The sequence below is a fragment of the Mesorhizobium sp. M0496 genome (genome assembly GCF_040321205.1).
In the GTDB taxonomy this organism is placed as follows: domain Bacteria; phylum Pseudomonadota; class Alphaproteobacteria; order Rhizobiales; family Rhizobiaceae; genus Mesorhizobium.
In genome coordinates, this window is record NZ_JAMYRC010000029.1 from 69,562 (window position 1) to 92,379 (window position 22,818).

At 57.7% G+C, this 22,818-nt stretch carries 14 protein-coding genes and 9 pseudogenes; 10 read left to right on the forward strand and 13 right to left on the reverse strand.

The window, feature by feature from the left end; genetic code table 11:
• Positions 1-65: 65 nt before the first annotated feature.
• Positions 66-1,337: a CapA family protein gene (locus NKI73_RS22560; protein WP_051410266.1), complete on the reverse strand. Its 1,272-nt coding sequence runs from the start codon at positions 1,335-1,337 to the stop codon at positions 66-68.
• Positions 1,338-1,772: 435 nt separating this feature from the next.
• Between NKI73_RS22560 and NKI73_RS22565 the strand changes: the two genes are divergently transcribed.
• Complete coding sequence (locus NKI73_RS22565; RefSeq protein WP_023785110.1) at positions 1,773-2,765, forward strand: LysR family transcriptional regulator; 993 nt, start codon at positions 1,773-1,775, stop codon at positions 2,763-2,765.
• A gap of 99 nt (positions 2,766-2,864) precedes the next feature.
• Here NKI73_RS22565 and NKI73_RS22570 read toward each other — a convergent pair.
• From NKI73_RS22570 to NKI73_RS22585, 4 genes and pseudogenes are all read right to left on the reverse strand, one after another.
• A pseudogene (locus NKI73_RS22570) lies at positions 2,865-3,039 on the reverse strand (ISNCY family transposase); the annotation flags it as partial.
• 361 nt (positions 3,040-3,400) lie between these two features.
• A pseudogene (locus NKI73_RS22575) lies at positions 3,401-3,660 on the reverse strand (transposase); the annotation flags it as partial.
• A 69-nt stretch (positions 3,661-3,729) separates the two neighbouring features.
• Positions 3,730-4,919, reverse strand: a protein-coding gene (locus NKI73_RS22580) for an IS3 family transposase (RefSeq protein ID WP_156939434.1) whose coding sequence is annotated in 2 segments (ribosomal slippage) — positions 3,730-4,667 and positions 4,667-4,919 — 1,191 coding nt in all. Because the reading frame shifts where the segments join, the coding sequence is not laid out codon by codon here.
• A gap of 133 nt (positions 4,920-5,052) precedes the next feature.
• A pseudogene (locus NKI73_RS22585) lies at positions 5,053-5,229 on the reverse strand (transposase); the annotation flags it as partial.
• Between the two features lie 309 nt (positions 5,230-5,538).
• On the opposite strand from NKI73_RS22585, the gene NKI73_RS22590 reads away from it, so the two are divergent.
• The gene (locus NKI73_RS22590; RefSeq protein WP_023784668.1) at positions 5,539-6,306 is read left to right on the forward strand and encodes a class I SAM-dependent DNA methyltransferase; all 768 of its coding nucleotides are present in this window, start codon (positions 5,539-5,541) and stop codon (positions 6,304-6,306) included.
• Positions 6,307-6,607: 301 nt separating this feature from the next.
• Here NKI73_RS22590 and NKI73_RS22595 read toward each other — a convergent pair.
• Both NKI73_RS22595 and NKI73_RS22600 read right to left on the reverse strand, forming a co-directional pair.
• A pseudogene (locus NKI73_RS22595) lies at positions 6,608-7,032 on the reverse strand (IS66 family transposase); the annotation flags it as partial.
• A gap of 6 nt (positions 7,033-7,038) precedes the next feature.
• Positions 7,039-7,426: pseudogene (locus NKI73_RS22600) on the reverse strand (transposase); the annotation flags it as partial.
• 602 nt (positions 7,427-8,028) lie between these two features.
• On the opposite strand from NKI73_RS22600, the pseudogene NKI73_RS22605 reads away from it, so the two are divergent.
• Positions 8,029-8,160 (forward strand): annotated as a pseudogene (locus NKI73_RS22605) (transposase); the annotation flags it as partial.
• On the opposite strand, the gene NKI73_RS22610 reads toward NKI73_RS22605, so the two are convergent.
• Positions 8,137-9,210: an IS110 family RNA-guided transposase gene (locus NKI73_RS22610; protein ID WP_198030288.1), complete on the reverse strand. Its 1,074-nt coding sequence runs from the start codon at positions 9,208-9,210 to the stop codon at positions 8,137-8,139. The pseudogene NKI73_RS22605 and the gene NKI73_RS22610 overlap by 24 nt on opposite strands.
• A gap of 148 nt (positions 9,211-9,358) precedes the next feature.
• Between NKI73_RS22610 and NKI73_RS22615 the strand changes: the two are divergent.
• Positions 9,359-9,784 (forward strand): annotated as a pseudogene (locus NKI73_RS22615) (IS5 family transposase); the annotation flags it as partial.
• A 118-nt stretch (positions 9,785-9,902) separates the two neighbouring features.
• Positions 9,903-10,922 (forward strand): annotated as a pseudogene (locus tag NKI73_RS22620) (IS110 family RNA-guided transposase); the annotation flags it as partial.
• Positions 10,923-11,211: 289 nt separating this feature from the next.
• On the opposite strand, the gene NKI73_RS22625 reads toward NKI73_RS22620, so the two are convergent.
• The 3 genes from NKI73_RS22625 to NKI73_RS22635 form a co-directional block, all read right to left on the reverse strand.
• A complete protein-coding gene (locus NKI73_RS22625) occupies positions 11,212-12,456 on the reverse strand; it encodes a hypothetical protein (protein ID WP_352633033.1) in 1,245 nt (414 codons plus the stop codon).
• 534 nt (positions 12,457-12,990) lie between these two features.
• The gene (locus tag NKI73_RS22630) at positions 12,991-14,025 is read right to left on the reverse strand and encodes a class I SAM-dependent methyltransferase (RefSeq protein ID WP_352633034.1); all 1,035 of its coding nucleotides are present in this window, start codon (positions 14,023-14,025) and stop codon (positions 12,991-12,993) included.
• A 110-nt stretch (positions 14,026-14,135) separates the two neighbouring features.
• Positions 14,136-14,675 (reverse strand): SET domain-containing protein-lysine N-methyltransferase, encoded by a 540-nt coding sequence (locus tag NKI73_RS22635; protein WP_352633035.1) that lies wholly within the window; start codon positions 14,673-14,675, stop codon positions 14,136-14,138.
• 984 nt (positions 14,676-15,659) lie between these two features.
• Between NKI73_RS22635 and tnpA the strand changes: the two genes are divergently transcribed.
• From tnpA to NKI73_RS22650, 3 genes are all read left to right on the forward strand, one after another.
• Positions 15,660-16,133: an IS66-like element accessory protein TnpA gene (gene tnpA, locus NKI73_RS22640; protein WP_031241599.1), complete on the forward strand. Its 474-nt coding sequence runs from the start codon at positions 15,660-15,662 to the stop codon at positions 16,131-16,133.
• Complete coding sequence (gene tnpB, locus NKI73_RS22645; RefSeq protein WP_352633036.1) at positions 16,114-16,467, forward strand: IS66 family insertion sequence element accessory protein TnpB; 354 nt, start codon at positions 16,114-16,116, stop codon at positions 16,465-16,467. Before tnpA ends, tnpB begins: the two co-directional genes overlap by 20 nt.
• Before the next feature lie 90 nt (positions 16,468-16,557).
• The gene (locus NKI73_RS22650; protein ID WP_502909589.1) at positions 16,558-17,130 is read left to right on the forward strand and encodes a transposase domain-containing protein; all 573 of its coding nucleotides are present in this window, start codon (positions 16,558-16,560) and stop codon (positions 17,128-17,130) included.
• Positions 17,131-17,210: 80 nt separating this feature from the next.
• Here NKI73_RS22650 and NKI73_RS22655 read toward each other — a convergent pair.
• Positions 17,211-17,504: pseudogene (locus NKI73_RS22655) on the reverse strand (IS66 family transposase); the annotation flags it as partial.
• Positions 17,505-17,584: 80 nt separating this feature from the next.
• On the opposite strand from NKI73_RS22655, the gene NKI73_RS22665 reads away from it, so the two are divergent.
• Positions 17,585-18,091 carry an IS66 family transposase gene (locus NKI73_RS22665; RefSeq protein WP_352633037.1) on the forward strand — a complete coding sequence of 169 codons (507 nt, stop codon included), beginning with the start codon at positions 17,585-17,587 and terminating at the stop codon, positions 18,089-18,091.
• A gap of 769 nt (positions 18,092-18,860) precedes the next feature.
• Positions 18,861-20,660: an ABC transporter ATP-binding protein gene (locus tag NKI73_RS22670; protein ID WP_023784656.1), complete on the forward strand. Its 1,800-nt coding sequence runs from the start codon at positions 18,861-18,863 to the stop codon at positions 20,658-20,660.
• Positions 20,661-21,372: 712 nt separating this feature from the next.
• Here the strand turns inward: NKI73_RS22670 and NKI73_RS22675 are convergent.
• Complete coding sequence (locus tag NKI73_RS22675; RefSeq protein ID WP_023784655.1) at positions 21,373-22,386, reverse strand: 1-aminocyclopropane-1-carboxylate deaminase; 1,014 nt, start codon at positions 22,384-22,386, stop codon at positions 21,373-21,375.
• Positions 22,387-22,818 lie beyond the last annotated feature (432 nt).

Here is a 22,818-nt window from a genome sequence, read left to right on the forward strand (position 1 = left end):
TCTCCATCATCCTCTTAGGCGCAAATAATGGGGGGTGCGGCGCCTGTTCGAAGCTCGTATGGACGCTACGTGCTCGGGGTGGCGTCGAAGCTGCGTCGAATGCGGTTGGGCAAAATAACCCGAGCATCCTCCACTACGATTCTTGTTCCATACTTCTGCGAGCGTCGAGACAGATCTTCGAGCATGGAATAAGCCAGCCCTTTTGAAGCGGGCACGGGCACAATACGCTCATGATAATTATTGCTGCTAAGTTGTTGCTCCCCCCCAATCACGATTGGAGTGAGGTCGATTGACTGCAAATGGTTTTTGCCATCGAAGCTGCATGTCGCGACGATGCTTTTCCAGATATCCGGTGAACTCCATTCGTCCTCCCCTTCAGGTAGATGAAAAAGGAAATTTCCCAATCCATAGAAGATCGGAGCTCCCCGGTAGACTTCAATCGGTTGCAACACCGGTGCCCCGTGGCTAGCGAACGCGTTCGCTCCCGCATCTATACAAGATCGCGCAAAAGACTGAACCCACCCGGGAACTTCGCGCCAATCCGGTTCCCAATGATGATGGTGAAGGTAGGAGATGACGAAGGCACCCGCGGACGAGGCCTTCCGGATCGCCGCAAGCTGACTTTGTAGGCTTTCCTCATCGAGGATGATCCTGCGGCAGTTCTCGGGCGATCGGCGAAAAATGGTTCCGTAAAAGTCAATCTCATCGGACGATGCCGGTTCGCGAGGATCGTTCGGCTGCGCGTAGTTTCCGCGCTCCATAGCGTTGCTTAGGAACATTTCCTGAATGGCACGCAGATTCGCGAATTTTTTATCATCGACCTCGAATACCCGCGAGACGTCGAGTTTGTTCACCCCTGGTCGAGCAGGACGGGTGTCAGTCGCATTGTCAGCATACATTATAGCTGGCCCCGGACCGGCATCCATCGAGACGAGAGCGACCTTCCTCTTTCCGAATTGCTTTATACCAGCCTTACTCGCGTCGCTGGCATCCACGCCAATTCCAGCATGCAGAAACTCACGCTGGTCCACTTCCTCAAGCGTGGACAGCACTCCTGCAGGCCCAAGATCAAACGCATGATTATTGGAAAGAGCAAGTGCGCTAAAGCCAATATCCTTCAAACTATCTAAGACGACCGATGGAGAGCACTGGAAATAAGCGCCCTTCATTGGCCAACCACCATGCCGGCCGAGAATGGTGGTCTCTAAATTCGTGAACGAGACGTCTGCGTTCTGGATCAGTTCTTTAATTGCCGCAAATTCCCCACCCGATACGTGCCGAAGATCATGGTAAATGAGAGACTGTCCAGTTAACGCAATAGTAAACGATGAGCTCATGATTTGAATTGAATCCATGTATATCAAGGTTAGCGGCGGCCTCTCTTGGAGCAACAGAGACTGCGGTGAAGCTGATAGCTACTTTTGATCTAAGGAGATATTGCTGCCGAATGATTGTCAGCTAACTTTGGCGGGAAGGGTCCCTTGTGATTGCCTTGGACGTTTGGCTGAACGCTGCGATTAAATCTGTGCCATCCTGTTAGAGGTGTTCTCTTATTATGAACTCTCGGCACGTGCCGGGTGGCCGCTAATCCAATACGTCAGATCTGATGTTTTCCCTGACGTGCTCGATCAGCTAGTTTGCATGCTGAAAGATGAGAGGAACCGCAAAACTCGTCAATTTATTAAATTTTTGTGACGCCCTATTAATTTTTCTGATATAGCAGGCAAACGGATCGTTGGGGCTTTCGGCAGCTGCAAATTCGGGCAAACGCAATGGAAGAGCTTTCAGGCCGAAACAGCAAGCCCGCGTTCAGGTCCGCTCAGATTTTCCGGGAGATCATTAGGACCGGCTCCACAAGGCGGGCTGGCAGAGAACTCGGCATCACCCAGTCGGCCGTAAGCCAGTATCTCAAACTGTTCGAAGACGCTGTTGGCGAAAAGCTGTTCACGCGAGATCGCCGTGGCCTTATCCCGACCACACACGCGATCGAAATTTATAATCGGCTCGACAGATACTTCGAGACACTAGGGCGCATCGAGAAGGAAATAACCAACTCTTTCCGCACAAAGGAAAACCGTCTGACCATTGCCGCACCGCATATACTCTCGTTCGGACTCGTCCCGAAAATCGTTCTCGCGGTCGACAATCTGGATCCGTCACTGGAGTTTCATTTCAAGGCACAACGATACGATCAAATAGCACAAAGTGTGGTGACGGGAGAGGCCGATATCGGAATCTCTCGGCTGCCGTTAGACGAGCGCTTCTTTGAGTGGCACATAGTGGCCGAAAGCAAGAGCGTCTGCGTGTTGCATCCTGGCCATCGTCTTGCTGATAAAGACATCATAACTGTAGACGACATCGCTCATGAGCCGCTTATCCTTCTGGAGACGGAATACACATCGAACAAGATGGGAAACTTGACGTTCGGTAGGGGGGAATTTCCAGCAAAGCCCAAGATCTATTCGGACACAATAGGCTTGGATGCGTCCTTTATGGCCTATGGAATCGGTATCACAGTCGATAATGAATTTATTGCGAAGCATTACCAGATGTTCGATTTGAGGATCATTCCTTTTGAGCCGGCAGCCACATACCATTATGTGGTATTTTGGCGCCGCGGCAGTGAAAAGTTTTCGCGCCACTCGGCAATTGTGGAGACATTCATAGAGGTAATAAGGCGGGACCAATCATCGAGAGAAGGACGCCCCGGTTACAAGACAGAGATGCCCGAGGCGGGCGCACGCTACGCTGGTCTTCGTCCATAAACGCTTCTTTTCTAACGCATTTACAGGCATTTAGCTTCTTCCAGAAGGCATCGTCTGGTGTGGGCGGGCGGGAGCGCGCTGGTGGTCGGCAAAATGTCGTCGACGGATGTGTCCCCAAGTCTCAGGCCGGATCGCGCTGATCGTCTTTTGAGTACCGACTTCTGCGGGCTCGCATGGACCACCGCAGCCGCGCAAAAGCCCGAAACGATGCGGAATCCTCCAGATGGAAGGCCAGCTCCTGATAACTCAGTTGGCGGTACTGCTTGAGGAGCGCGCTGCTTCGGCCGGCTGCGATTGCCGCCCGCGAACTCGACATCGTCGCCGAGCATTGCGGCTACCCCTGCATGATCGTGTCGGACAACCTCCTAAGCGCGGAACGAAATGGAGCCTGCAGTCAAGGTCTCTCTGGTCGTCAGCATGCCCTTGCTGCGTGACGTTGGTCAAGTCGTCGAACCAGGCGGCTTCCACCGGCAAGGAAAAAGGTCTCGTCCATAGCAACACAGGGTCCGCACGAAGACGGCCCTCATCGTCTTCAACACGAGCTTCTGATCCAGGCGGAAGACCCGAACATTATCTACAGGGTCATCGAAGCGATGCCCTCACCGCCCTAGCTGACAGAGGTTCTTCCACCTGGCGAATTTGGAAAGGCGGGTCTGGCCCTGATATTGGCCTGACTGCTTTGTCGACAGGTCCAGCCCGCAGAACTTTAGAAACCGGCGATGATGAGCGAAACGGCGAAGATCGCCGGCTTCGACAATGATGGTCAATGCGTTGATCGGTCCAATGCCATTTGTCGCAGGAGCTGATAATCCTGGCTGTGCCGCAACAACTCGTCGGCCTGCGCTTCGATCTCATTGCGCTGCCGGATCAGGCTGCGTGCTTCGTCAATGACCATCCCGGCCGACGACATCCCACGCTGCTGTCACAAACTCCTCCTTTGTCAGCGTGACCTGCTACTGAACTGTCATCCAGCTGCGATTAGAGCCTCGACCGTTTTTGTTACGCCTTGTGGCGCGGGTTGAGCAACCGGCGGAGGCGCGGAGCCTTCCATCAGCACAGCGTCGGAGCCGGTTGCGGTGATGACCTGGGCATAGGCTGCCGGGGTCTGGTAGCCGAGCGAGGAATGTGGCCTCGCGGTGTTGAAGTCCTCCCTCCATTCGGCGATGGCGCTTCGGGCGTGGTCGAGACCGAAGAACAGGCTCTCGTTCAACAGCTCATCGCGCATCCGGCCGTTGAAACTCTCGACATAGCCGTTCTGCATCGGCTTGCCCGGCGCGATGTAGTGCCATTCGATCCTGTAATCCTTCGACCAGGCGAGGATGGCGTTCGAGGTGAACTCGGTGCCGTGATCGGAGACGATCATGCGTGGCTTGCCGCGCTGGGTGATCAGTTCCGTCAGTTCACGGGCAACCCGACGGCCGGAGATCGAGGTGTCCGGGATCGCCGCCAGGCATTCGCGCGTCACGTCGTCGACGACGTTGAGCACGCGAAACCTGCGGCCGCAGGCGAACTGGTCATGCACGAAATCCAGCGACCAGCGCGCGTTCGGCTTTGCCTCGACCAGGATCGGCGCCCGCGTGCCGACCGCTCGCCGCCTTGCCCGGCGCTTGCGCACCGTCAGGCCCTCCTCGCGGTACAGACGATAGATGCGGTTGACCCCAGATGCCTCGCCCTCGCGCCTGAGCAGGATGAACAGCCGCCTGTAGCCAAAGCGTCGGCGCTCATTGGCGAGGTCGCGCAACCTGCCACGCAGCTCCGTCTCGGGCGGACGCCTTGACCGGTAGCGGATCATCTTGCGATCGGCGCCCACAAAGGAACAGGCCCGACGCTCCGACAGACCCATGACGGCCTGCAGATGCGCGACGGCTTCGCGCTTGGCGGCGGGCCCTACCATTTTTTTGACAGAAGCTCACGCAGCGCCGAGGCTTCCAGCATCTGATCGGCGAGCAGCTTCTTCAGCTTGGCGTTCTCGTCTTCCAGCGCCTTCAGCCGCTTGGCGTCGGACACGTCCATCCCGCCATACTTCGCCTTCCAATTATACAGCGTCGCCTCCGAGACCCCGTGCTTGCGGGCCAGATCGCCCGCCTTTACACCCGCCTCATGCTCGCGCAGAACCGCAATGATCTGCTCTTCTGTGAACCGCTTTCTCTTCATCAGTCCGTCCTTCGATCAAGGGCCGGACTCTAATCTCAGATGGAGGAAATTCTTAGGGGCAGGTCACAGGTCACAGCCAGTATGCAGCGGTGTGCGGGACGAGGTGGACTTGGTTGGCAGTCCGTGAGAGCTAGCTGGACCGGTCGGAGGCGAGCTGGAACTTGTGCATTGATCAGATTTTCGGGCTGGCCGCGGGCGCAGTAGATCACGTGAAAGATGTGTTCGGCGGAGCCTTTGTCGAGCTTCGTGATGGCGCTGATGCCAAGGTCCTTGAGGTTGCCTCGATGCGGGCGAAGGCGCGGCGTTCCGCTGGATTAACTTCATTACCCAACTCTTACGCCAAATCAAGGGTGCCCTTCGCGACGCAATTCTTGTCCGTTGCCTGACAAATTGTCCCGTAGCGAACACACAGAATCGAGAGCGAAACTTGTTGAACCAAACGGTTTTTGCGTTGGCATAGCTCTTGCGTCTCAAATCGTGACGTTCACGAAGGACAGAGCCGTTCGATATCCACATAGATGATTTGGATGTAACCCTAACAGTTATATAGAAAGGGTATACTCTTGCATGTTACAATTCATCCAGCCAATAGATCCAATATATAATGTAGGAGAATCATATGACTGACAAATTCATCTACAACGAGGATTGGGCTTCAATCTATGAAAAATTTTCCATCTTGCGAGGCAAGAGGGATGAGGCGGCCGAGACGGCCGCCTTTCTTGAGCGATATGCGAGCGGAGGGAGTGCTCTCGAGCTTGGTATTGGCGACGGACGCGTGGCAGTGCCGTTGAGCGAGCGCGGCGTCAGGGTCGAAGGTGTCGACAATTCGGACAGCATGTTGAAACTTCTCGCCAGGCGAACCGATCTGGTCAAGTTTTGGAAGGCGGATATTGCCAATTTCAGATCAGAGCAACGCTACAACCTCGTGTATTGTGTTTGGAACACGTTCACGTTTGTAGTCACGCGCGAAGCACAAATAGCTTGCCTGCGATCTGCCGTGGAAGCGCTAGATGATGGGGGGACTATGGTGATAGACGTGGGCGTGCCGCCCTTGGATGGGCTCGTCAGCGGCCAGCAAACCAGTACTCTACTCGTGGATCATGAGAATACGATCCTCAATGCTGCCGTCCACGATCCACTAACTCAGACGTTCGTTTCAACCCTCCTCTGGTTTTCCGGTACACAGGTCAGACGTTTACCACATCGCGTTCGTTACGTTTATCATCAGGAGCTCGATACGATGGCCGAGTGCGCAGGACTGGAATTAGCGGAGCGCTGGGGAGATTGGACGAGAGGTGCATTTGCCAAAGAATCCAAACGTCATATCTCGGTTTACCGGCGTAACCGGCCTCTGGTCCGAGGCTCTTCGATGACAGATCTTTGATCGGTGATATCCAAGAACTTGGATGTGGAAATGACACATTGCGTTGCCGCTGGTTAAGGCGGGAGTCGTCGGTGAGTTGGTGATACGAAGTCGAGCGACCAGCGCTCGTCGGGCCTCAGCGGCACCAACTGATCATCCTCTTTGGCGGCTGGCTGAAGACTGGCCCCGATCTCCCTCAGCTGCGACGGAGGGAGATAGGGGCCATCTCTATCGCGCTGGGTAACAGTCCTCGGTGAGGCAAATAGGGGAGTCAGTTCTCAATTCGGCGACACGCCGGATCGGTTGATTTTGGGCGTCCACAGACGGAGATGCGGCCGTCTTCGAGGAAGCTCGAGCGACTGTGAGAGCGTGTAGCGGATTGCCTCTGCGAGCTTGGCCCTTCTGACTGATTAGGCCGAGCTTCTCACGCGGCCATGGTCGAGTGCAGCGACGATTGGAGTACTCTTCTCCCCACGTGCAGCAAGGCGTTCGTCGGTCGATCGGCCGCAGATGTGATCTTCGATCCTGTAGAGTTCGGCCGTCTGTCTCGGCGCCTCGCTGGCGATCGGCGCGCGGGACCGGCTGCTGCCAGTTCATAGAAGCGCCGACGGACTCGCGCCGAGCAGAAGGCGAGCGTGACTCCGCTTTGTCGGCCAGCGCGCGATAGCCGCCATAGCTATCGACCTGCAAGATTCCGGTGAAGCCTGCGACATGAGCAATCACGCTCGGCCTTTCGGTCCAGCGGTCCAGCGGTCCAGCGTAGAGTCTGAAGGCGCTCACATGCTGCCGGCGGACGCGAAGCTCTCGTTTGCGGCCGCCCGTGCGCGGACGAGATCCCGCATGGCTTCGTGACCTTCATCAGGGACCACACATCCGTCAGTTCGCCGGCGCGCAGCAGTCGAGCCAGCGCAAATCCCGGCGTTTCCTTCACCCGATCACCAGCATTCAAGCCGAGCGAACGGATCAGTCGATAGAGACCCTAGCCGGTCGGGCCGGCCCCGTAACAGAAATACAGCCGGTCGAACTTGATGGCGATCCGCTGGACAACTCGGCGCATGCTCTCATCCGACGCGTCGACCTCGCCGAAGAAGCGAACTTCTCCCTCCCCGCCAGCGTCCGCAATCGCGATGGCGTTCCCCAGCCACGGCTCGTCTTCCTGTGATGAGCATCGGCTCGGATCGCCTGAGCAACCCTCGGACGCGCAGTGTAGGGCGAGCCACCTCACCGGCAGAGGCGGACATAGGGTCTTACCGTTCGGTCAATCCGCAGCTCAGCAAAAATGCTCTTCGGGTGCCTCGAGCGATCGCGAGACAACTGCGCAACTGCTCATCAGCACATCGGCCCAGCCGCCCCCTGGCTTTACCCAGACGAGGACTGCTCGCCCAAGGCAGTAAAAAGTCAACTGTCGATCCCGGCGATCCGCTCGTCGCGACTACGGTCGATCCTCACGCCTAGCTCACCGAGACCCTCAAAGCCGCATCCCCAATAGCGCCCAAGAGAGATATCGATGCCCCAATGGCCTAGGAGTGCCAGAGCTGAGTGAGCTCTTGCCTAGGATCAAAGGCCAAAGGTCAACGAGAAACACGAGTCACTTCCGATCTGACCGCTTAGAGACCGTTTTGAAAATCGGCTGGCATGGGGGTTCCGTCTGAGGCTGGGTTATGATTCATGTGTGGACGGCCCCCGTTGAGCAAGAAGATTCTGACAATGGCAATACTGAAGCGGTCAGGTTCATTCATGGTCTTCCGCTCCGGTCGTCAATTCGCTGCTTGGCTGGGCCTTGTTCCAAAACAACATTCCTCCGGTGGCAAAGACAGAATGGGAGGAATCTCGAAGATGGGAGATCGCTATTTACGGCATCTCCTCGTCGTCGGCGTTTGCGTCGACGACGGTGGCAGCGAGGGCGGTCGCCGTGATGAACCCAATTCCGGGAATGGTTGAAAGCCGCCGGCAAACCTGGTTCGTGCGATACCACGCCAGAAGCTCGATCTCGATCTTCCGGATTTGCGCGCCAAGCCCCTCGATCGTTCGGGCGAGGAGGATAAGAACCTGTCGCGCCATCGCGGGGAGCGGCCCATCGCCCTTGTCAAGAGCTTCAATTAGACCACGGACATGGGCCCGGCCCTTCGGTGCGACGACGCCATATTCGGCCAGATGCGCCCGCATCGCGCTGATTTGCGCTGTGCGCTGCCGAACCAAGAGGTGGCGAGCCCGATGAAGCATCAGAATGCTCTGGGCATCCGCATTGACAGCCACGAACCGCATTGTCGGTCGCGTCACCGCCTCGCAGATCGCTTCCGCGTCGGCCGCATCGTTCTTGTTGCGCTTGACGTAGGCCTTTACGTAAGCCGGCGGCATCAACTTGACCACATGCCCGAGTGCAATCAGCTCCCGCGCCCAATGGTGCGCCGTCGCGCAGGCCTCCATGCCGATGAGGCACGGCTGCATATCGCGAAGCAACGGGATAAGCTGATCGCGCCGAACTTTTCGACGGAGCACCGCGTTTCCAGCATTATCGACGTCGTAACCCCTTGTTTCAGCTTGCGGAGCCTTGACCGACTGGCTGTCGATCACGCCAGCCGTGGGACTGGCCTCGCGCCCAGCTCGCTCGCGATCCAGCATCAGCGCCACGTCGTGGATGGTCTGAAAAAGAAAGCGCCTCGCCAACTCGCGGAACCAGCCGTAGACCATCTGCCAGGGTCCGAAATGGATCGGCAGCATCCGCCAACCGCAACCGGAGCGGACCAGGTAGCGCACCGCGTTGACCACTTCCCGGAAATCAACCTCGCGCGGACGCCCGCGACGCCCAGGCTTGGGCATCAGCGGTGCGAACTGCTCCCACTCCTCGTCCGTCAAATCAGACGGGTAGCGCTTGGTCTTCTTGGCAATCTGGGCCATCCGGCCACGGCTCTTCTCTGTCCACATCCACAGCTTGATGGGGTGGACGGCCCCCGACCCAGCGGCATCGCAATGTGCCAAGAAGGCGTTGTCAAAGGACCATCAGAGGGAAGGAACCGTCCGCATGCAAGTTATCACGATTGGATTGGATATCGCCAAGAACGTCTCTCAAGTTCACGGCGCCGGCAAGAAGATCGTCGGCCGCAAGCGACACATTGCCGTCGATACGGATGGACGGCTGTTGATGGTCAACCTCACCACCGCCGATATCTCCGACAGTGCCGGTGCTCAGGCGATCCTGGATGGTATCCGCAAGCGCTGGCCTTGGGTCAAGCATCTGTTCGCCGACGGCGCCTATGACCGGCTGAAGCTCATGGACAAAGCCACCTATCTCGACTTCGTGGTCGAAATCATCCGTCGATCCGACGACCAGAAGGGCTTCGAAGTCTTACCCCGCCGCTGGGTCGTCGAGCGGACCTTCGGCTGGATGACCCGATGGCGCCGCCTCGTGCGCGACTACGAGCAGCGCATCGACGTCTCTCACGCCATGATCCTTGTCGCAATGGGCGGCAATCTCATCCGCCGAAACGCTCATCCGTGAATTTCAAAACAGATGGGGTGATTGGGGTCTCGACCGAGCCAGATCATGGCGGCTGCTCCTGTCGAAATGTGAAAACGTGGTCGATGTGAGTCGCCACAAACATTTGGAAGGAGCAGCCATGAAGTACTTTGCCGGACTGGACGTGTCTTTGGAAGAGACCTCTATTTGCATTGTCGAGGAGACTGGCCGGATCGTGAAGGAGGCGAGAGCGTTGAGCGATCCGCAGGCATTGTGTGACGCGCTGAAGGGGACCGGCTTGCCGCTTGAGCGGATCGGCCTGGAAGCGTGCTCGCTGACGGCCTGGCTTCACGATGGACTACACGCCGAAGGCTTGCCGGCGACCTGCATCGAGACGCGGCAGGCCAACGCGGCGATGAAGACGATGCCCAACAAGACCGACCGCAATGACGCCCGCGCGCTGGCGCAGATCATGCGCACTGGCTGGTATCGGCAGGTGCATGTCAAGAGCAGGCAGTGCCGGCTGTGGCGTTCGCTGCTGGTTGCCCGCCGCACGGTGCTGAACGAGATGCGTTCGATCGAGAACGTAGTGCGGGCGATCCTGCGCGAGGCCGGCGTCAAGCTGGGCCTGCCGTCGCGCAGCGCGTTTGCCGGCCGCGTGCGTGAGTTGACGGGCGCTGACGCCGAGGTGATGGCGATGGTCGAGCCGCTGCTTGCAATCCTCGGTGTCATGTTGAGAGAGTTCGCTCGCCTGACGAAGCAGGTTCTCGACATCGTCCGCAATGAAGAAGTCTGCCGGCGGCTGAAGAGCGCGCCGGGCGTCGGGCCGATCCCCGCGCTCGCCTTCCGCGCCACGATCGACCGGCCTGAGCGGTTCGGCTCGTCGCAGGCGGTGGGGGCGCATCTGGGACTGACGCCGGCACGCTACCAGTCCGGCGAAACCGACATCCAGGGAAAGGTCAGCCGATGCGGCGACGAACTTGCACGCACCGCGCTTTATGAGGCGGCCCACACGCTGCTGGTGCGATCAAAGAAGCGGTCGAGCCTCAGAGCATGGGGCATGAACATCGCCAGGCGGCGCGGCATGGCACGAGCCCGGGTCGCGGTCGCCCGCAAACTGGCCGTCATTCTGCATCGCATGTGGGCCGACGCGACCGAGTTCCGCTTTGGAAAGGAGCCTGTTCACCTGGCCGCAAGAACTGAGACAGATCGAGGAGCAAGCAACACGAACAAAGCCTTCGCCCGAAAGGGCGATGCGGATCGTTACCTGGGGACGATGGGCGAGGCGATCTCGTTGAGAGTCCCGAACCTGCCGGCCCAAGCGCGGCAAGGTCGTGAAACAGATTGAGACGCCTCGCTCTCCTGACCCCATCATGCGGCGGCCCAAGCGCTGACCGCGAAGAGAAGCGAGTGACCCACGGAACGGTCCAGAAATAAGTGCAGGAGCATCTTGACCAAAACGACCCCAATCAGAGAGGACTCTTAGCGCCAACCAGCCAAATTGGGCGAGCCCTCGAAAACTGTTTCGTTGCAAGCCGCTCGCACAGGGTTTGCCAAAGAGGATCGCAGGCGAACGCCAGTAAGCTGCCCCACGCCTGATTCAATGGCATCGCGCCATAGCAGTCGATCAACTGCTCAAAACGGGAACCACGCTGCGCGATAAGACTGAACGGATCGATGCGGCTAGGCGAGATCGTGCGATGCCCCCACATACTTGGCTCTTCATCGGACCTCAGCGAGGCGGATAGGCTATGATTTGCAGGTGACGGAAAGTCGGCGAGGGCAGACAAGAAGGCATGGCGCATAATTGGATAGTAGACGATCTGGCGACTGCCGCCGAGCACCCGCAGTCCAGGAAGTATTGACATCACCAAGAATGACAGGAACAGACTCGGTATGATCTCACGCTCATCCAAGGATTTGAGAAGCGCGTCAGGTGCGCATCGCAGCGAGAAGGTCCCGCCTGCGTTCAAAAACACGTCACCGTGCAGTCGCAGGGGAAAGATGCGCCCCCCTGACAAATGCCAAAAGAAGTCGGTTGTCATCTTCGCCCAGCCGGCCCATTGGCCGCAATCAAACGACCTCAAATGAGTAAGCAGGCTTTTCGCAAAAGAGCCTTGTCCAAACAGCGTTGACGAAAGCCATGAGGACGGCTCGCGCAGATGCTGGGCAACAAGGTCTGCCACGTCCAGATCGTCGATTTGCAGTAGCTGTAGGTTCGATCCGCAGAAGCGGCGCCAGAGGCTCTGATTGGCTGCCTTGATAGCATCGGCGGCCGAAGGAAACTCGCCATTTGGTAAGGCCTTTTGCAATTGCTCGACCAATTGATGAGCGGCGGTCGGCTGTTCGGAACTCGTCAGTGCAAACCGCTGTTGTGCGTGACGGCCGCAAATACTGAATGGATCCATTTTGCTGCGCGACAATCCGAATACATTGAGGGTTCGATCACCCATTCGCAACCAACCGGGCCCTTTCTTGGCGCTTTCGGTGAATTTTACAGTCGAAGCCGAATAGCACACATACCAGCTGTCGTTATGTGAGCGAAGGCCCGCGGCACTAAAGATGTGTGTGTAGAACGCATCGGGTTCAAAAATCAGATGACAATGTGGACCGGTCTGAATGACCGGTCGGCTGCGAAGCTGCTTGCCGAGTTCTTCAATCGGCTGATGCCCATAACCCAAACGTAAGGCGCGATCGGCAAGTAGCAGTTCCATCTGCTCCAAGGCGTGCATACGGACAGGATCGGCAGCGGCTGGCTTTGCGTCATAAACGGCATGCGCATACGCACCCGTTGGAAGTGTCGAGTACCGCGAAATGTACGACTCAAGCCACACCAACGCTTCGGCTACGGGCCTTGGAGACGACGATTCCATTGCATTTCATCCCGTGACTTGAAGCAAGGTTTACGGTGTCGACGAGTGATTATGGCTTCCCATACTTCGATCAAGATTCGGCGACGTTGCAGAGTTCACCCAATAGTACGACTTCGCATAAGGCGAACGCGAACGTTGGACGATCGCCAAAGTCACCATCCAAGGCCGGGCGCCACCCGCCCGGCCCGCGTGCGTAATGGGTGGTAAGGAACCGGCACATACAACCGACCCAGAACGACTAGCTGCCTCAAATTGGCCTGAAACCAGCACGTGAGATACTAATGCGTGCCGATGTTGGACGCGCAACCGTGCCGGCAAGAAAGCGCACCGTAGTAAATGGATCACACGGCAGGAGCATCGGTTCCACGAGCGGCTTCACTCATCTGGTGGACGCCCCAAGTGTCGGAATGGTGGTAGTTCCACGGTTAAGCCCGGCAGCGGACCGGGAGCTTCCATGTAGACATATTCGTTTGGAATGCAGGGCGGGGCCATCGACGAAATTAGGCGCCGCAGATTGTCCGCGTTGTTGCTAGCAGCAAGGGTGTGGAAATTGCCGCAATTCCACGTCACGCATCCGTATTTGAAATACTCGACCAATGCTTCTGACATATCATCTAGTGTTGTCTCGTTGAGATTCATCTTTTCAAGAATTACTTCATTCTTACTTTTGATTTCCTCCGGTTTGAAGAAACGCGCCTTATATCCGTGGTCTTTTTGAAGCTCACGGCGCAGGTATTCGTCGTTTTCAATTTGCCTGAATTTTTCCAAGAAAAGGAATATCCCGTCGTCTTTCAAGTGTCGTTTCACAAAGCCAATCTGCTCCTTTCGATTGGACGAATACATTTGGAACGTCGTGTCCTCCAAGATGATGTCGAATCTGTCGGAAAAATGCTTTAAACTTGGCGTCGACTCTACTCTGCTCCTCGTGAGGTGGTGGAATGGACCGAGGAAGAAAGTTGCATGGGCGGGTTGTCCGTGGAGAAAGAAGCTCTCTTCGTTTTCCTTATTAGGGCTGCACGAAAGAGTTTGAATCTTGCCGTTACCCAACCGCCCTAGCGTGCGGGCAAGTGTTCCTTCGGCGTCCCCCAGTACATAGAAGCGAGCGGGGTTTTCATCATGCCCAATAGCCAATCCATATCGTAAGAGGGCATCACCAAGGCGAACCGCCTCCTCAAGGCGATAAGGGATACTGCCAAAATAATGAGGGTCGAAACGGCCCCAGAGCTGGCTATGTACGCCGGTGAAGCTTTCCAATGACATGTCCCCCTGGAAAAGGCGCGCATCAACGCTGGGCATTTTGATCGGAACTCCTGATCGTGCCGCAGCGGTTGCCGAAAAAAAATCGGCCATCTCATTCAATCGCGGCGCCTTATCGCACTCTGCAAAAAAGTCTCGCATCTGCGGTTCCATTTCGCGCTCCTTAGGCGAGTTGCTCGACGCACCACCTAGAGGAGTGCGTGACAGTGCCGGTTACATCTGTGGGTCGGCGGGTCCAAGTTCCGACAAAGTTCGGAATGGTCTTATCTTCCTCGACTACTGGGCCAAGGCTTCTTCAGGTACGGTGCGTAGAATCCCGACACGAGCATTGGATGATCAGGAGGCAACGTTGAGAAGCCTCCGGCTGCACGTCGGCAATTTGCCGCCGAACAAAGACAGACTGAGACCCCGATGCACTCGATCTCCGAGGCGGCGTAGTCCCACGTCACTTCGACACCAGAAATAATCTCCTGACTAGCAATAAAGTCGTAGGCTCCAAACCGATTAGGCACGATTGCTAAGTTGGGATCACAAGAATGATTCACAAGGACAGCCGGCTCCTCAAAGAGAGCATGGATATCCCAGTCCAGTTGGATCGAGTTTGTCGTCCGAATTCTTTCCAGTCGGTCAAGCAGCCCAACGATAACAACCTCGCCCGGTGAGAAATCGCGAGCAGCGAATACGCCACGGCCCTTATCTTCACCGGTGACGAGAACGCTTACATTGCGGGCATTGAGTAGTCTTGCGCACCATATATCGTCTGTCAAGATAGACGCTCTTTTGTCTACGCGCGGTAACGGCATGGAAATTCCTTCTATATATTACGGGAATGAGGAATAGTTCTAGCTCTGTCACAGAGATACACTCTACTTTTTCCCTCATCGATTGCAAGAATTATGGATATATATCTCGTTTTATTCTTCTCACGTCGCAGGAACACTATTGTTTGTCTATTAGACGCATTTCGTCCCGATTCCGCTCAATCCCACATAGAGCCAAGCCTACTTTGGGACGTGCTGGACTTGCCGACCCTTCCCGAAAAATACGACGTGACGCAGACTCTGACATTCCTTTCCTTCCCCCGTTCCATCCATCGAAGTTGCCGCGACATGAACGCCGGTCGGCAGCTCTCGGCGCCTCTCACCCAAGGCTTCAAAATTTGTGCCGATCTGACTAGATCGTTGGAAGAAGAATTTTTGGGCTGCTTTTCAGCTACTTAACCTGGCGCAAACAGGAAAAACAGCGTTGCGTGGCGGACCCGACAAACCCGACAGAAGATGTCGGAAGGTTTCGTGTTTGTTCGTAACCGTCCAGCGCAACGCCTTTGGTCGACCCGACTGGCCTCACGCGTGCTCTTATGAGAGCACTTAAGGGTGGTGGGTCAGATCACGTTGCACACAGAGGCGCGAAAATCGGGTGCCTTACTGAAAACGGTTGTGGACCGAAGGGGCTGGCGCCAGCAGGGCGGGAAGTACCCCCCACTATTCGTGCGGAGTTGGCAAGGGGAAGCCGGGGAGTATTTCGCTGGAGCGACGCCCAACCCGCAACGGGTGACCGCGCCCCTCCCCGCGCTTCGAGATTAACGCAGCTGAACCGCTCGCCAGTTGGATTACCCCCGCGAACTCGGGTCATTAGCATCAGTCGCGAGCTGCAATGAGGGCGCCTGCCTCTATCTGAATGTGAGAACGTAGTCGATTCTTCTTCAGTAAGCGCGAATTTCTACGCACCTTTTGCTGTTGAGTGCTCTGATGCACAAGGTGTCCACCAAAATAGGTGGACACCAAGTGATGGAAGAAGATGAGCAGAAACTGCGGGTGAGGCTTGTCGGTCGGGACGGGCGACGCCGATACGACCCCGCATCGAAGGAGCGTCTTGTCTCGGCCTGCCTTGAGCCTGGCGTGTCGGTATCGAGGCTCGCGCTCGAACATGGGGTCAATGCGAACCTTCTTCGGAAGTGGATAAAGAAGCGCGCGGAGACCCAGTCCCTCCCGCCGTCCTCACCACCGGCGTTCATCCCGGTCCAGATTGAAAGCACTTCCGATCGGGCCTTGCTGCGACAGAGCAGCATGGCTGCGGTGGCTTTGCCGGGGACTTGCGATGGGGCGCGTGGGTCGGCATCGAAAAGGACTGCGCCTTTTTCCTCTCCAGCCAAGGTGAGCGCGTCGCTGCCGAACGGCGTGAAGTTGACGCTGGAATGCGGTGATGTGGATGCGTTGACGGCGACCATCGGAGCACTGGGTCATGTTCAGACTGGGCGCTGACCTGAAAGTCTACCTGCACCGCGAGCCGATCGACTTCCGGGCCGGCATCAACAGCCTCGCGGTTCTGGTCCAGGAGACGACGGCGCTCGATCCGTTTGCTCCGGCGGTTTTTGCGTTCTGCAATCGCCGTCGCGACCGGATGAAGCTCCTGTTCTTCGATCGGTCCGGCTTTGTGCTGGTCCTGAAGCGGCTGACCGAGGACAAGTTCCGGTGGCCGCGCCGGGAGGCAGCGGTGATCATGCTTACGACCGAGCAATTGCACTGGATCCTCGACGGCATCGACATCGATGCGATGGTCCGCCATCCGGCGCGGCAATATCAGGTTGCCGGTTGAGGGCTCTCGAATTGAGCGGTTGACGCTGCGGTATGCTTTCGATTCAAGAATCTGATGAATCGACCCGGCGAACCGACTGTTGAAGCGTTGATGGCGCGTATTGCTGCGCTGCAGGCGCAGAACCGTCACCTCACCGAACGCGTCGTCAAACTCGAGGAAGAGCTGGTGCTTGCACGACTGCATCGTTTTGCGCCGAAGAGCGAAAAGCATAGTGACCGCCTCTTCAACGAAGCCGAACAGGCCGCGGATGAGGACGCCGCCGACGGCGAAGATGACCATGTCGTTGCCCTGCCGGACACGGGCTTGCCGGCGACCGAAGGGGCGACGGGAAAGAAGCGCGGCCGCAAGGCCTTGCCGGAAAACCTGCCGCGCGAGCGCGTCGAGTATGACCTTCCCGACGACCAGAAGGCTTGTCCTTGCTGCCGTCACCAGATGCATCGCATGGGCGAGACCATTACCGAGCAGCTTCATATCGAGGTGAAGGCGAAGGTCCTGCAGAATGTGCGGTTCAAATATGCCTGCCGCCATTGTGAGCGTACCGGCATCAACACGCCGGTCGTGACCGCGCCGATGCCCGCACAACCCTTGCCGGGCAGCATCGCCACGGCTTCGACGCTGGCCTTCGCGCTCGTTCATAAGTATCGGAATACTGGAGAAGGGTGAAACACAGGCCGAATGCTTTCGCCGCTTCCGCCAGCAACATAGTGTTCCCATCCTCAATGCTCTCAAGGTATGGCTCGACGCCGCCTGGAATGGGCCATGCATCCAAGATGCGTTGCCCCTTCCAGCGTGCGCCAGGCGGAATAGCCGTCGCTCATCACTATGCCGCGGTAATCGCCGAGGAAGGCCTGCGGGTGTATCTGGCCGCGGCCAGGCTGATAATCGAGCAGCACGATCGGCTCATCACTGTCCTGGCCGCTCCGGTATGCCCACATGTACGAGGTGCTGGCGGCCTCTCGATCCTTTTCCTTCAGCACCTGAACAGTCGTCTCGTCGCCATGGATGAGGGGCTGCGATCTGAGCCGCAGCTTCAAGGCACGGCACACCGCTCTACCGCCTGGCGCAGGCCTTCGAGCGCGCGGGTGTTCCTGTCAGCCGCGGCGCTCTGGGTCACTGGGTGATCGGCTCGAGCGAAAAGCATCTGTCCCGCATCTATGACGCTTCGTCGACGCGCTCAAAGCGAGAAAGAAGGGCGGCGGGCCGCCGGAACAGGCGCTCCGGTTCTTCGAACAGCTCTACCGGGTTGAAAGGCTGGCGCGGGACCGACATCGCCCCGAAGGTCTTGCCGGACAGCAAGCTCGGCGATGCCGTCTCCTACACCCTCAACCAATGGCAATATCTGACGCGTTACACCGAGAACGGCGGCATGCCGATCGACAACAATCTTCTGGAGCGCGACATCAGGATTTTTGCTACCGGCAGGAAGAGTTGGTTGTTCAGCGATACCGTCGACGGAGCCAAGGCCAGCGCCATCGTCTACAGCTTGATGCTGACCTGCCGCGCCTGTGGCATCGAGCCGTTAGCGTGGTTGCGCCACGTCCTCACCCAACTGCCTCAGCGCCCTGAGAACGGGGCTATCGACGATCTCCTGCCCTTCAACTTCCTCAAAGCCGCCGCAGCCTGACCCGACGCGTCCGTCTTAAAGCGATCAGTTGTTGCAAGGGCCGTCAACGTGCGGGGAAATGAGCGCTTACCTTCTTCAAGAGGGTTATGACGATCTACAGACATTGAAGAGCGAGTGGTTCCTCCAGAAGGATGATCCGGATGGCCCCCGTCGGGCGATGGCCAGTCGATCTCGATAGCAGGCGTGATCCTGGGGCGAACTCCACAGGGCGTTCAACAGATTGAGACGCCTCGCTCTACTGACCCATCATGCGCTGGCAACGGAACCCATGATGGATAACACAATTACAAACCAAGTCTCTGATCGGAATAAAGCCGTGGATGCAGATGGCTATGTCTCAACGCGCTTTCGCAGCTATAACGACAAGAAAACTGCAATACCACTGATCCTCAGTTCAATAGAGGCAACGTTTTGCACCACGCGATGATCGCCATACAGGCTCTTCTTGTGGCACGGAGAGGAATAAGATTAGAAAATCTGTCGATAACATCGGCGGTTCGTTTCCGCCCTCCATCGGTTTGGCTAGTCCGTGACAATGGTGTTCGGTTGACTCGAGGCTGACCCGATTGAAACGTTGTCACGTTGTCCAACATGAAGAGGTTTTTTTTGAAGCTGTTTCCGCTCAGTTGGCACGTATTTTGAAGCTCACCTTTACGAGGCGGCAGGGCTGCCCACCGAAATTGATGCTGTTGCGGTCGATTTCGGCAATCCAAGTTTTTTCATGCAACTTCCTTGGGACCGAGCGTGTTGATGCGCCCGTTTTAAAATAATGAATCATTTCCACGTCCATCTGCGCGGCGCCACTTCTCCTGGCGTTCTCGGCTTCACTGTCCGCCACTGGAACAGGCAGCCGGCCCGGCTCGCGATCATCATGACCGCGATGCTCGCCTCCACGCTGGCTGACGTGCTGATGCCGATCTATTCGGGCCGTCTCATCGATGCTGTTGCCCGCGGCGCTACTGTGGAAGCAGGTTGGGATTTGGCTCTTGAAGCTTCCTCTATAACGATTGCGCTAGCGCTCGGTGCCATTGCCATGCGCCACATCGCCTTCATTGGCATTACCGAGCTTTTGCTGAAGATGATGTCCGATGTCGCGAACGAAGCGTTCCATCACGTCCAGCGCTTTTCGACAGACTGGCATGCGAACAGCTTCGCCGGCTCGACAGTGCGCAAGATAACGCGCGGCATGTCGGCGCTGGACCTCCTAAACAGCACTATACTACTCGCGCTGTTCCCGTCCTTTATCATTCTTATAGGTTCGACGGCAGTGCTCGGCTGGCACTGGCTGGTCATGGGCGTGATCTTTGCTTGCGGCTCTCTCATCTACCTTGCAATTTCGATTTCGCTGTCGCTCAGCTATGTTGCGCCGGCGGCGAGCCTTGCTAACAGATGGGACACAAAGCTCGGCGGCGCGCTTGCGGATGCGGTCAGCTGCAACGCTGTGGTCAAAGCCTTCGGCGCCGAGATCCGCGAAGACGAGCGGCTCGCAAATATCATGACCAAATGGCGGCACCGCACGCGCCGGACTTGGGTGCGCGGAACGATCATCGGCTCAACCCAAGGCATCACTTTGGTTGCGCTCAGGGTGGCGGTGATCGGATATGCCCTGCTTCTGTGGTCTCACGGACAGGTAACGCCGGGCCAGATAGCATATGTTCTCACGTCCTTCATCATCCTACATGGCTATCTGCGTGATGCCGGCATGCATGTCCGGAACGTGCAGCGCTCGGTTAATGATATGGAAGAACTGGTAGCCATCCACAATCAGCAGCTGGGTGTTGCCGATCGTCCAGAGGCCAAGCCGATCCGGATCACGAGTGGCCGCATCGATTTCGAGAACGTCCATTTCCGCTACGGCAACCATCCCCGGCCGCTCTACAGCGAATGTTCGCTGTCGATTGAGGCTGGCGAAAGGGTCGGGTTGGTTGGTCCCTCCGGTTCCGGCAAGACAACATTCGTGAAGCTCGTCCAGAGACTCTACGACCTGAGCGGCGGCCGGATCCTGATAGACGGCCAGGACGTCTCCGAGGTGACCCAAGAGTCGCTTCGTTCGCAAATCGCAATCGTGCAGCAGGAGCCGATCCTTTTCCACAGGTCGCTTGCCGAGAACATCGCGTATGGCCGGCCTGGCGCGAGCCAGGCCGAGATCGAGCACGCGGCAGGGCTGGCCTGTGCGCACGAATTCATCGCGCCCCTGCCGAAAGGCTATGGGACATTGGTCGGCGAACGAGGCGTGAAGCTCTCCGGCGGCGAGCGCCAGCGGGTAGCGATCGCGCGCGCCTTCCTCGCGAACGCGCCGATCCTTATCCTGGACGAAGCCACATCGAGCCTAGATTCGGAATCCGAGATGCTCATTCAAAAAGCGATGGATCGGTTGATGGTTGGTCGGACCACCCTTGTCATCGCACACCGGCTGTCGACGGTCCGCGCGCTCGATCGGCTGCTCGTCTTCAATCGTGGCCGCATCATCGAGGATGGCGATCATGCCGCGCTGATCGGTCTCGATGGCGGCATTTATCGCCGCCTCTTCGAACAGCAGGCGTTGGAACTAGCGAAGGGCCTTGCCTGAGCGCCAACCGGATTGCGCGAGGCGCCGGCCCGTTGCCGGAGAGGCCGTGGCCTGTGAGCGCTTACCGAACAAGCGCGGGTGGCGACCGCCGGCGTCGGCGCGGCCGGAACTGTCCGCCCGGTGGCGGACAGGAACGCGCGAAAGGAACACCGACTGAGTTGGTCGTATGCGCGGGGCACTGAATTTCCGCTTCTGCCGGCGATCTCACCAAAAGCGGCGGCAATATCGGCGGCCATTTGGGTGTTTGAAATGCGGGGCGCTCCCCTGCCGCCGTTACCCACATTTCGCTAAAGGAAATAGAAGTTAGCGCACATTGGGCGGCGCTTCCGGCCGGCTGGGAGCCCTGTTCTGCCCCGGCACATCAACACATCAAACTCTCTCCGGTTCCGAAGTTGTCTCTGCGGATACGGGGAGCGCAGGAATCTCCCGGCGCAGCCTTCGCTCAACTCTCGTCACCTGCTCCGGCGGATTGGATTCCGTCCCCTTGCTCACGAGCGGCAGCGGAGCACTAACTCGCAGGCCTCGTGTCTTTCTATACGGCCAATCGTACCGGAAGGAATTGGAATTCTCGCGCCCTCTGCGCGGGACGCGCTGAACGTTATTCACCAGATCGTCGAGTCCGCGAAATTGGCCCGCGGCCTTACGGCTCAACGCTTAACGACACTGTGGGCCTGTCCAGCACGGCTGGGCGGGCAGCGCGAGCTATCGCGCGTCAGCCATTCCGAAAGGTGTAGCCGTAACCGTTGATGGCCGGCGCGCCGCCGAGATTCGCGTAGAGAACTCTCGACCCCTCTGGAAAGAAGCCTCTCTGGACGAGGTCGATCATGCCTTGCATTGATTTGCCTTCATAAACGGGATCGGCAATCATGCCCTCGAGACGCGCGCACAGACGGATCGCCTCCTTGGTTTCCTCGGACGGGATGCCATAACGCGGGTAGGCGTAGTCCTCGAGCAACACCACGTCGTTCTCGACGAGTTCCGTTCCGAGCTCAACGAGCATCGCTGTACGTTGGGCAATCTTTAGCACCTGCGCCTTGGTCTTGGCGGGGGTGGCAGAGGCATCGATACCGACCACATTGCGCTGTCGACCGTCCTCGGCGAATCCGACGAGCATGCCGGCATGCGTTGAACCCGTGACCGTGCAAACGACGATGTAGTCGAAGGCAAACCCAAGCTGTTTTTCCTGGGCGCGCACTTCCTCCGCGAATCCCACATAACCGAGGCCTCCATTCGGGTGAACAGACGCCCCGGCTGGTATCGCATAGGGTCTGCCGCCCCTCGCCTTGACCTCATAGAGCGCTTGTTCCCAACTGTGGCGGATGCCGATGTCAAAGCCCTCGTCGACCAGGCGCACCTCTGCACCCATGATGCGGCTCAGGAGAATATTGCCGACCCGGTCATAGACGGCATCCTCATGGGGTACCCAGCTCTCCTGAACCAGCAGACATTTCATGCCGATCTTGGCGGCGACAGCGGCGACCATGCGCGTATGATTGGACTGCACGCCGCCGACGGTGACGAGCGTATCGGCATCTGACGCGATCGCGTCCGGGATGATGTATTCGAGCTTGCGCAGCTTGTTTCCGCCGAACGCGAGACCGGAGTTGCAGTCCTCGCGTTTGGCGTAGATTTCCACCTTGCCCCCCAGATGCTTGCCGAGGCGGTCGAGCTTCTCGATAGGCGTGGGTCCAAAGGTGAGCGGATAGCGTTCGAACTTTTCCAGCATGTCTTCTCCAGCAACACATGATCGAGTTCAATGAGCTATGCACCCAGCCAGTCCAAGAGGCGTGTTTGATTTGACGACAGCTGCGTTATGAGATGTTGCAGAAGAGCCTCATCATCATTTCCAGCGCCTCGCACGGAGACGAAGCAGCCCGCATCCCGGTGTGCTGCGACGGCTCTCATGCCTACGGAACCCAAATAGCTGCATCTCGCGCCATTAGACGTCCCGGGATGCGGTCACTTCTGCCCATGTCAAGCACACCTGTTCTTCAATGTTCAGCCCAAGGTCCGTGGTACCCGTCCGGTGAAGACCGCAGACGTGCGTGTCCGGCGGCCATGAGCGCTGCGGTGCAGGGTCAAGCTTTCGATGGGGAGACGCGATGATATTCTTCGAGGAGGAGTTTGACCTCCTCGATGCCTTCATCGGTGAAGGCCA

What these genes read in the sequence shown, in the direction of transcription:
- NKI73_RS22560 (WP_051410266.1), bottom strand. Translation starts at nt 1,337, where the DNA reads ATGAGCTCATCGTTTACTATTGCGTTAACTGGACAGTCTCTCATTTAC.
- NKI73_RS22565 (WP_023785110.1), top strand. Translation starts at nt 1,773, where the DNA reads ATGGAAGAGCTTTCAGGCCGAAACAGCAAGCCCGCGTTCAGGTCCGCT.
- NKI73_RS22590 (WP_023784668.1), top strand. Translation starts at nt 5,539, where the DNA reads ATGACTGACAAATTCATCTACAACGAGGATTGGGCTTCAATCTATGAA.
- NKI73_RS22610 (WP_198030288.1), bottom strand. Translation starts at nt 9,210, where the DNA reads ATGTGGACAGAGAAGAGCCGTGGCCGGATGGCCCAGATTGCCAAGAAG.
- NKI73_RS22625 (WP_352633033.1), bottom strand. Translation starts at nt 12,456, where the DNA reads ATGGAACTGCTACTTGCCGATCGCGCCTTACGTTTGGGTTATGGGCAT.
- NKI73_RS22630 (WP_352633034.1), bottom strand. Translation starts at nt 14,025, where the DNA reads ATGGAACCGCAGATGCGAGACTTTTTTGCAGAGTGCGATAAGGCGCCG.
- NKI73_RS22635 (WP_352633035.1), bottom strand. Translation starts at nt 14,675, where the DNA reads ATGCCGTTACCGCGCGTAGACAAAAGAGCGTCTATCTTGACAGACGAT.
- tnpA (WP_031241599.1), top strand. Translation starts at nt 15,660, where the DNA reads ATGGAAGAAGATGAGCAGAAACTGCGGGTGAGGCTTGTCGGTCGGGAC.
- tnpB (WP_352633036.1), top strand. Translation starts at nt 16,114, where the DNA reads ATGTTCAGACTGGGCGCTGACCTGAAAGTCTACCTGCACCGCGAGCCG.
- NKI73_RS22650 (WP_502909589.1), top strand. Translation starts at nt 16,558, where the DNA reads ATGGCGCGTATTGCTGCGCTGCAGGCGCAGAACCGTCACCTCACCGAA.
- NKI73_RS22670 (WP_023784656.1), top strand. Translation starts at nt 18,861, where the DNA reads ATGAATCATTTCCACGTCCATCTGCGCGGCGCCACTTCTCCTGGCGTT.
- NKI73_RS22675 (WP_023784655.1), bottom strand. Translation starts at nt 22,386, where the DNA reads ATGCTGGAAAAGTTCGAACGCTATCCGCTCACCTTTGGACCCACGCCT.